This window comes from Mycobacterium sp. (assembly GCF_050701515.1).
Lineage (GTDB): Bacteria > Actinomycetota > Actinomycetes > Mycobacteriales > Mycobacteriaceae > Mycobacterium.
Genome location: NZ_JBOGDB010000271.1, coordinates 1 through 6305, shown reverse-complemented (window position 1 = coordinate 6305; position 6305 = coordinate 1). Strand labels below are relative to the sequence as shown.

Genomic DNA, 6305 nt, shown 5'->3' with positions numbered 1-6305 from the left:
GCACACCGCTGACCGAGCTGGTCGGCATCGAGCATCCGGTGGTGCAAACCGGGATGGGCTGGGTGGCGGGTGCGCGGCTGGTGTCGGCGACCGCCAATGCCGGCGGATTGGGCATCCTCGCCTCGGCCACGATGACATTGGACGAGCTGCAGACCGCAGTCTCCAAGGTCAAGGCGGCGACGGACAAGCCGTTCGGCATCAACATCCGCGCGGATGCCGGTGATGCGAATGATCGCGTCGACCTGTTGATCCGCGAGGGAGTGAAGGTCGCGTCGTTCGCGTTGGCGCCCAAGCCCGAACTGATTGCGCGCCTGAAAGAGGCCGGCGTGGTGGTAATCCCGTCGGTCGGCGCCGCCAAGCACGCCAAGAAGGTCGCGGGCTGGGGTGCTGACGCCGTGATCGTCCAGGGCGGTGAGGGCGGCGGCCACACCGGACCGGTGGCGACGACGCTGCTGCTGCCGTCCGTGCTCGACGCGGTCGACATTCCGGTCGTCGCCGCGGGCGGCTTCTTCGACGGCCGCGGCCTGGCTGCCGCGTTGTCGTACGGCGCCGCGGGCGTGGCGATGGGCACCCGCTTCCTGCTCACCTCGGATTCCACCGTGCCGGACTCGGTCAAGCGGCGATACTTGGAGGCGGGACTGGACGGCACCGTGGTGTCCACCCGCGTCGACGGCATGCCGCATCGGGTGCTGCGCACCGGACTGGTCGAGAAGCTGGAGAGTGGTTCGCGGCTGCGGGGTTTCAGCGCCGCGCTGCGCAACGCGCTGAAGTTCAAGCGGATGTCGCAGATGACGTGGCGGTCGATGATCAGCGACGGCCGCCAGATGCGACACGGCGAAGACCTGACCTGGTCGCAGGTGGTGATGGCCGCCAATACCCCGATGCTGCTCAAGGCCGGGCTGGTCGAGGGCAACACCGACGCGGGTGTGCTGGCGTCGGGCCAGGTCGCCGGCATCCTTGACGATTTGCCGTCGTGCGCGCAGCTGATCGAGTCCATCGTCAGCGACGCGGTCAAGCATCTGCGGGCTGCGGCCGCACTGGTTGACTAGGCACCTTGCCGACATGGACGCAATGGTCACCGCCATCGAGCGGGCCCGGGAGGTCGCCGCCAGCGGCCCTCTCGCGCAGTTCCTCGGCGAGGAGATTCACCCCGGGCCGCAGGTCGCCAGCCGGGCCGATCTCGAGGAGGAGGTGCGCCGCCACGTCGCGCACACGTACCACCCGGCCTGCACAGCCCGCATCGGAACGGAAAGCGACGGCGTGGTCGACCCCGAGCTACGCGTGCAGGCGTCGCCGAGTTCATTAAGTAATACACTTCATTTGGTCATTATGAAGGTATACTCTTCATATGGCTGCGGCTAAGGAAATAACTTCACTCGCGACGGTCATCGGCGACGTCATCGGCTCGCGTCAGGCCGGCGACCGCACCGGGCTGCATCGAACGTTGGCCTCGGCGCTATCCGCCGCCGCACCGACGGCAATCGACCCACCGGCATTCACCGTCGGTGACGAGTTCCAGGGCAGTTATCCATCCGTCGGCCTGGCGATCGACGCGGCGTTATCGGTGCGCTTGGCGGTCGCGCCCGGCGTCGACATCCGGTTCGGTATCGGTTGGGGTGAGGTGACGGTGCTCGACGCCGCCGGCATCCAGGACGGACCGGGATGGTGGGCAGCGCGTGAAGCCATCGATTGGACGGCGTCGGCTCAGCGGCAGCCTGGCCTGGCCCTGGTGCGCACATCCTTTCGGGGCGACGGAGACGTCGACGCGATCAACGCTGCGTTGATATGTCGGGACCATCTGCTTGGATCGCTCGATGACCGATCGATACGCATTCTGAAGGGCCTGTTGAGTGACCACACCAAGAAGGACATCGCCGCGGCCGAGGGCATCAGCGCCTCGGCTGTGTCGCAGCGCGCCGGCCGCGACGGCCTGGACCTGATTGTGCAGGCGTCGCACTATCTGCGGAACGTGCGATGACGGCGCTGGCGGTCATGTTCATTGCGATGGGCATTGCCGACGTGTGCCGGCGATCGACTGCCCGGCTGTGGCCGTCGTTGGTCGTTGCACCCTTGGTGGTCGTCGGCTGTGCGCTGCTGGGGGCACTGTGGCGGGTGGGCGACATTCCGCTGCTGCTGATCGGGGCGGCGGCAACCGTCGGTTGGGTCGTGCTGTGCGATCGCGCCGAGCGCACCGGCGAGCACGAGCTGACCCCGCTGACGTTGTTCGGGGCGGCGGTCGCGCTGCTGATTGTGTTGTCCGGCTGGGGTTCTGATGCGGCAGGCCTGGCGCAACGCTGGTCGACGTGGGTAGACCTGCCTGGCCTTGAAGGCATGAGCGCCAATCGACTGTTGATGGTCGTCGGCGTGGTGCTGCTGCAATTGGCGACGGGAAATCAGTTGGTGCGGTTGGTACTTGGCTCGGTCGGCGCGGTCAAGCCGGTCGGCGAACCGCAGCCGTCCGACCGGCTCAAGGGCGGCCGGCTGCTCGGCCCGATGGAAAGGCTGCTGATTCTCGGGCTCGGTCTGGCTGGTCAGCTGGCGGCGGCCACCGCCGTCGTCGCCGCCAAGAGCATCATCCGGTTCCCGGAGATCAACGCCCAGAAGGCCCGCGAAAACGGGAACATCGGCATCGACGACGTCGTCGAGTACTTTCTCGTCGGCAGCTTCGCCAGCTGGATCGTCGCGCTCGGCGGCCTCGCCCTCGCGCAATAGTTCACATTCGCGAGCGCAGAGCCTCGCCGACTCGCGCGATAAGGGTGCCTCGGCGATAGCGAAGAAGGTCGCTGCTGACGCGGATGATGATCCAACCTTCGGCTTCGAGCTGGACCAGTCGATCTATGTCACGCTCCCGCTGCTCGGGATCCGTCCAATGTTGTGCACCGTCATACTCGACACCGACACGCCATTGCTCCCACCCCATGTCGATCCGAGCCAATAGATCTCCGTACTCGTTGAAGACCGAAATCTGGGTTTGCGGTATCGGGAACCCAGCTTGGATGAGCACGAGTCTGGTCGTTGACTCCTGCGGTGATTCGGCACCACCATCGACGAGCGGCAATACGCGACGCAGACCCGCCAAACCCCTCTCGCCGCGGTGCTGAGCTATCAGCGCCTCAATATCGACCGCCTTGACATCCGTCACGTGTGCGAGTGCATCGAGCTGTTGGATCGCCTTTGGAAGTGGTGTGCGGCGACCGAGGTCGAACGCCGTTCGAGCGGCGCTCGTTACCGTGATGCCGTCCACTTGAACCGTTTCGCCCGCCAGCAGCGTGTCCGTGTGCACCGCCAGCAGCGGCGGAGGCCGGCGGTTGTTGTAGATCAACTGGGCCGGCTGCAGCGGCTCGACCCACCTTGTACCCAACAACGCCGCTGCCGACTGTCCGGCGACGACGCCGCGTCGTCGCGACCAAAGCCACGCGGCCTTGGCGCGTTGACATGCGGTCAGTTCGATGCCGCTCGGCACGTAGACATCCGGATAGACGGCCTCGTACAACGATCGCATCGCCCGCTCGGGGATCGCCTTTGCCGCCAGCGCCTCTGAGCCCAAGAAGGGCCACGGCACTTCGTCCATGGCGCCATATTGCCGCCGGACACCGACAAGCTAATGAGTGTGAACAGGGCGACGCGACACGCCGTAACTGCGTCGCTCAGTTCACAGTGGCTCAGAGGCGTTCAATGATGGTGACGTTGGCGGTGCCGCCGCCCTCGCACATCGTCTGCAGGCCGTAGCGGCCGCCGGTGCGCTCGAGCTCGTTGAGCATGGTGGCGAACAGCTTGGCGCCGGTCGCGCCGAGCGGATGACCCAGCGCGATCGCACCGCCGTTCGGATTGACCTTCTCCGGGTCGGCCTTGATCTCCTTGAGCCAGGCCAACACCACCGGCGCGAACGCCTCGTTGATCTCGACGGTGTCGATGTCGTCGATCGACAGCCCGGTCTTCTCCAACGCATAGCGCGTCGCGGGTATCGGCCCGGTCAGCATGAACACCGGATCGGCGCCGCGCGCGCTGATGTGGTGGATGCGGGCCCGCGGGGTCAGCTTGTGATCCTTGACCGCCTGTTCGGAGGCCAGCAGCACCGCGCTGGCGCCGTCGGAGATCTGGCTGGCCACCGCCGCGGTCAGCCGACCGCCCTCGGCCAAGGGTTGCAGCGACGCCATCTTCTCCAGCGTGGTCTCGCGCGGGCCCTCGTCGATGCGGAAGTCAGCCCCATTGACCGAGACGCCGATGATCTCGTTGTCGAAATGTCCGCCCCGGATCGCCGCGAACGCCCGCTGGTGGCTGGTCAGCGCGAATTGCTCCATCTCCTCGCGGAAGATGTTCCAGCGCTCGGCGATCAGCTCGGCGCCGCGGAACTGCGAGATCTCCTCGTCGCCATAGCGATGCCGCCAGTTCTCCGATTCGCCGGTCGGCGACGTGAACCCGAACTGTTGACCGACCACCATCGCGGAGGCGATCGGGACCTGGCTCATGTTCTGCATGCCGCCGGCCAGGATGACGTCGGCCGTGCCGGAGAGGATCGCCTGGGCGCCAAAGGAAATGGCCTGCTGGCTCGATCCGCACTGACGGTCGACGGTGACGCCGGGCACCTCTTCGGGATAGCCGGCCGCCAGCCAGGCGTTGCGGCCGATGTTGCCGGCCTGGCCACCGATCGCGTCGACACAGCCGACGATGACGTCGTCGACCGCGGCCGGATCGACGTCGACGCGGTCGAACAGACCGCGAAATGCGTGCACGCCCAGGTCGATCGGATGCACGGCGGCAAGTGCACCATTCTTCTTGCCGACGGGGGTCCGCACTGCGTCGACGATGTACGCCTCGGGCATGGTTAATCTCCTTCGGATGCTGATGTTTGATTCTCTTCGCGCAAGCGCTCATCGGCGGCGGTGATTCCGCCGAGAACTATGGCGAGGTACTGCCGGCCGACCTGCTCGGCCGTCAGCGGTCCGCCCGGCTGATACCAGCGGACCGAAACCCAGGTGGTGTCACGGATGAACCGGTACACCAGGTCGACGTCGATGTCCGGGCGGAAGTGGCCCTCCTCGATGCCCTGGTTGAGCACGTCCAACCACATCTTGCGCTGCTCTTTGTTGCGAGCCTCGACGAAGTCGAACTGAGGCTGAGCGGAGAGCCGTTTCGCTTCGTCCTGGTAAATGACGACCTGCGCGTGCCGGTCCGCGATCGCCTCGAACGACGCCATGAACAAACCTTTGAATCGCTCGAGCGGATTGGGCTCGATGTCGACGATCTCCTGGTAGCGGCCGAACAGCCAGTCGAGGAAGTCGCGCAGCACCTCCTCGACCATCTGCTCTTTGCTCTTGAAGTGGTGATAGAGGCTGCCGGACAGGATGCCGGCGGAGTCGGCGATGTCGCGCACTGTGGTCGCGCGCAGGCCGCGCTCGGCGAACATCGTCGCGGCGAGCTCTAGGAGCTCGTCGCGTCTGCTTGCCGGCTGACTGGCCGCGGGACTCGTCATGGATGCTGACTCGACACCGAAATCACTTCTCCAGTCAGGTAACTGGAGTACTCACTGGCCAGGAACGCGATGGTGGCGGCCACCTCCCACGGTTCGGCGGCACGACCGAACGCCTCGCCCTCGGACAGCCGGTCCAGCAGGTCGGAGGAACTCGTCTTCTCCAGGAACTTGTGCCGGGCGATGCTCGGCGACACCGCGTTGATCCGAACGCCGTACTCGACGGCCTCGATGGCGCTGCACCGGGTCAGCGCCATCACGCCGGCCTTGGCCGCCGCGTAGTGCGACTGGGAGTGCTGCGCCCGCCAGCCCAGCACGCTGGCGTTGTTGACGATCACCCCACCATGGTCGGCGTCGCGGAAATACCGCAGCGCCGCACGGGTTGCGCGCATCACCGACGTCAGCGTCACGTTGAGCACCCGGTCCCACTCTTCGTCGGTCATGTCGATAACCGGTGTCTGCCCACCCAGGCCGGCATTGTTGATCAGCACGTCCAGCCGTCCCATCCGGGCGGTGGTGGACGCGATCAGAGCGTCGACCTGTGCGGTCGATGTCACGTCGCACACCACGCTCTCGACCCGGCCCAGCCCGAGTTCCGCCAACTGGTCGCGGGTCTCACCCAGCCGCCGCTCGTGGTGGTCGGAGATGACGACGTCGGCGCCCTCGGTCAGTGCGCGCCGCGCGACCGCCGACCCGATGCCGGTGCCCGCCGCGGCGGTCACGACCACCACCTTGCCCGCCAGAAGTCCGTGGCCGTCAATCTCTTTCGGCGCTTCCGCCAGGCTCATGCGCCCTTCACCTCACGGGGTAGGCCGAGCACCCGCTCGGCGATGAT

8 protein-coding genes are annotated in these 6305 nt (G+C 66.4%); 4 read left to right on the top strand and 4 right to left on the bottom strand.

The window, feature by feature from the left end:
* The 4 genes from ipdC to ACRDU5_RS20235 form a co-directional block, all read left to right on the top strand.
* Positions 1 to 1049: (3aS,4S,5R,7aS)-5-hydroxy-7a-methyl-1-oxo-octahydro-1H-indene-4-carboxyl-CoA dehydrogenase (gene ipdC / locus ACRDU5_RS20250; RefSeq protein WP_526616648.1), on the top strand; the 1049-nt coding region annotated here is incomplete at its 5' end.
* 13 nt (positions 1050 to 1062) lie between these two features.
* The gene (locus ACRDU5_RS20245; RefSeq protein ID WP_526616646.1) at positions 1063 to 1362 is read left to right on the top strand and encodes a GMC oxidoreductase; all 300 of its coding nucleotides are present in this window, start codon (positions 1063 to 1065) and stop codon (positions 1360 to 1362) included.
* The gene (locus ACRDU5_RS20240; protein WP_526616644.1) at positions 1349 to 1978 is read left to right on the top strand and encodes a SatD family protein; all 630 of its coding nucleotides are present in this window, start codon (positions 1349 to 1351) and stop codon (positions 1976 to 1978) included. Before ACRDU5_RS20245 ends, ACRDU5_RS20240 begins: the two co-directional genes overlap by 14 nt.
* Positions 1975 to 2712, top strand: coding sequence for a hypothetical protein (locus tag ACRDU5_RS20235; RefSeq protein ID WP_526616642.1), 738 nt, complete (start codon positions 1975 to 1977; stop codon positions 2710 to 2712). The genes ACRDU5_RS20240 and ACRDU5_RS20235 overlap by 4 nt, the downstream gene beginning before the upstream one ends.
* Position 2713: 1 nt before the next feature.
* Here ACRDU5_RS20235 and ACRDU5_RS20230 read toward each other — a convergent pair whose 3' ends face one another.
* The 4 genes from ACRDU5_RS20230 to ipdF all read right to left on the bottom strand — a co-directional run bounded on the left by ACRDU5_RS20230 (position 2714) and on the right by ipdF (position 6258).
* The gene (locus ACRDU5_RS20230) at positions 2714 to 3571 is read right to left on the bottom strand and encodes an endonuclease domain-containing protein (protein ID WP_526616640.1); all 858 of its coding nucleotides are present in this window, start codon (positions 3569 to 3571) and stop codon (positions 2714 to 2716) included.
* A 91-nt stretch (positions 3572 to 3662) separates the two neighbouring features.
* Complete coding sequence (fadA6, locus tag ACRDU5_RS20225) at positions 3663 to 4823, bottom strand: steroid 3-ketoacyl-CoA thiolase FadA6 (RefSeq protein ID WP_526616638.1); 1161 nt, start codon at positions 4821 to 4823, stop codon at positions 3663 to 3665.
* Positions 4824 to 4825: 2 nt separating this feature from the next.
* Positions 4826 to 5473, bottom strand: coding sequence for a TetR family transcriptional regulator KstR2 (gene kstR2 / locus ACRDU5_RS20220; protein ID WP_526616636.1), 648 nt, complete (start codon positions 5471 to 5473; stop codon positions 4826 to 4828).
* A complete protein-coding gene (ipdF, locus tag ACRDU5_RS20215; RefSeq protein ID WP_526616634.1) occupies positions 5470 to 6258 on the bottom strand; it encodes a (5R,7aS)-5-hydroxy-7a-methyl-1-oxo-2,3,5,6,7,7a-hexahydro-1H-indene-carboxyl-CoA reductase in 789 nt (262 codons plus the stop codon). The genes kstR2 and ipdF overlap by 4 nt, the downstream gene beginning before the upstream one ends.
* Between the last annotated feature and the right edge of the window lie 47 nt (positions 6259 to 6305).

Excerpts from the sequence above, each read along its gene's own strand:
- ACRDU5_RS20245 (WP_526616646.1), top strand. The coding sequence starts at position 1,063 with ATGGACGCAATGGTCACCGCCATCGAGCGGGCCCGGGAGGTCGCCGCC.
- ACRDU5_RS20230 (WP_526616640.1), bottom strand. The coding sequence starts at position 3,571 with ATGGACGAAGTGCCGTGGCCCTTCTTGGGCTCAGAGGCGCTGGCGGCA.
- ACRDU5_RS20235 (WP_526616642.1), top strand. The coding sequence starts at position 1,975 with ATGACGGCGCTGGCGGTCATGTTCATTGCGATGGGCATTGCCGACGTG.
- ACRDU5_RS20240 (WP_526616644.1), top strand. The coding sequence starts at position 1,349 with ATGGCTGCGGCTAAGGAAATAACTTCACTCGCGACGGTCATCGGCGAC.
- kstR2 (WP_526616636.1), bottom strand. The coding sequence starts at position 5,473 with ATGACGAGTCCCGCGGCCAGTCAGCCGGCAAGCAGACGCGACGAGCTC.
- fadA6 (WP_526616638.1), bottom strand. The coding sequence starts at position 4,823 with ATGCCCGAGGCGTACATCGTCGACGCAGTGCGGACCCCCGTCGGCAAG.
- ipdF (WP_526616634.1), bottom strand. The coding sequence starts at position 6,258 with ATGAGCCTGGCGGAAGCGCCGAAAGAGATTGACGGCCACGGACTTCTG.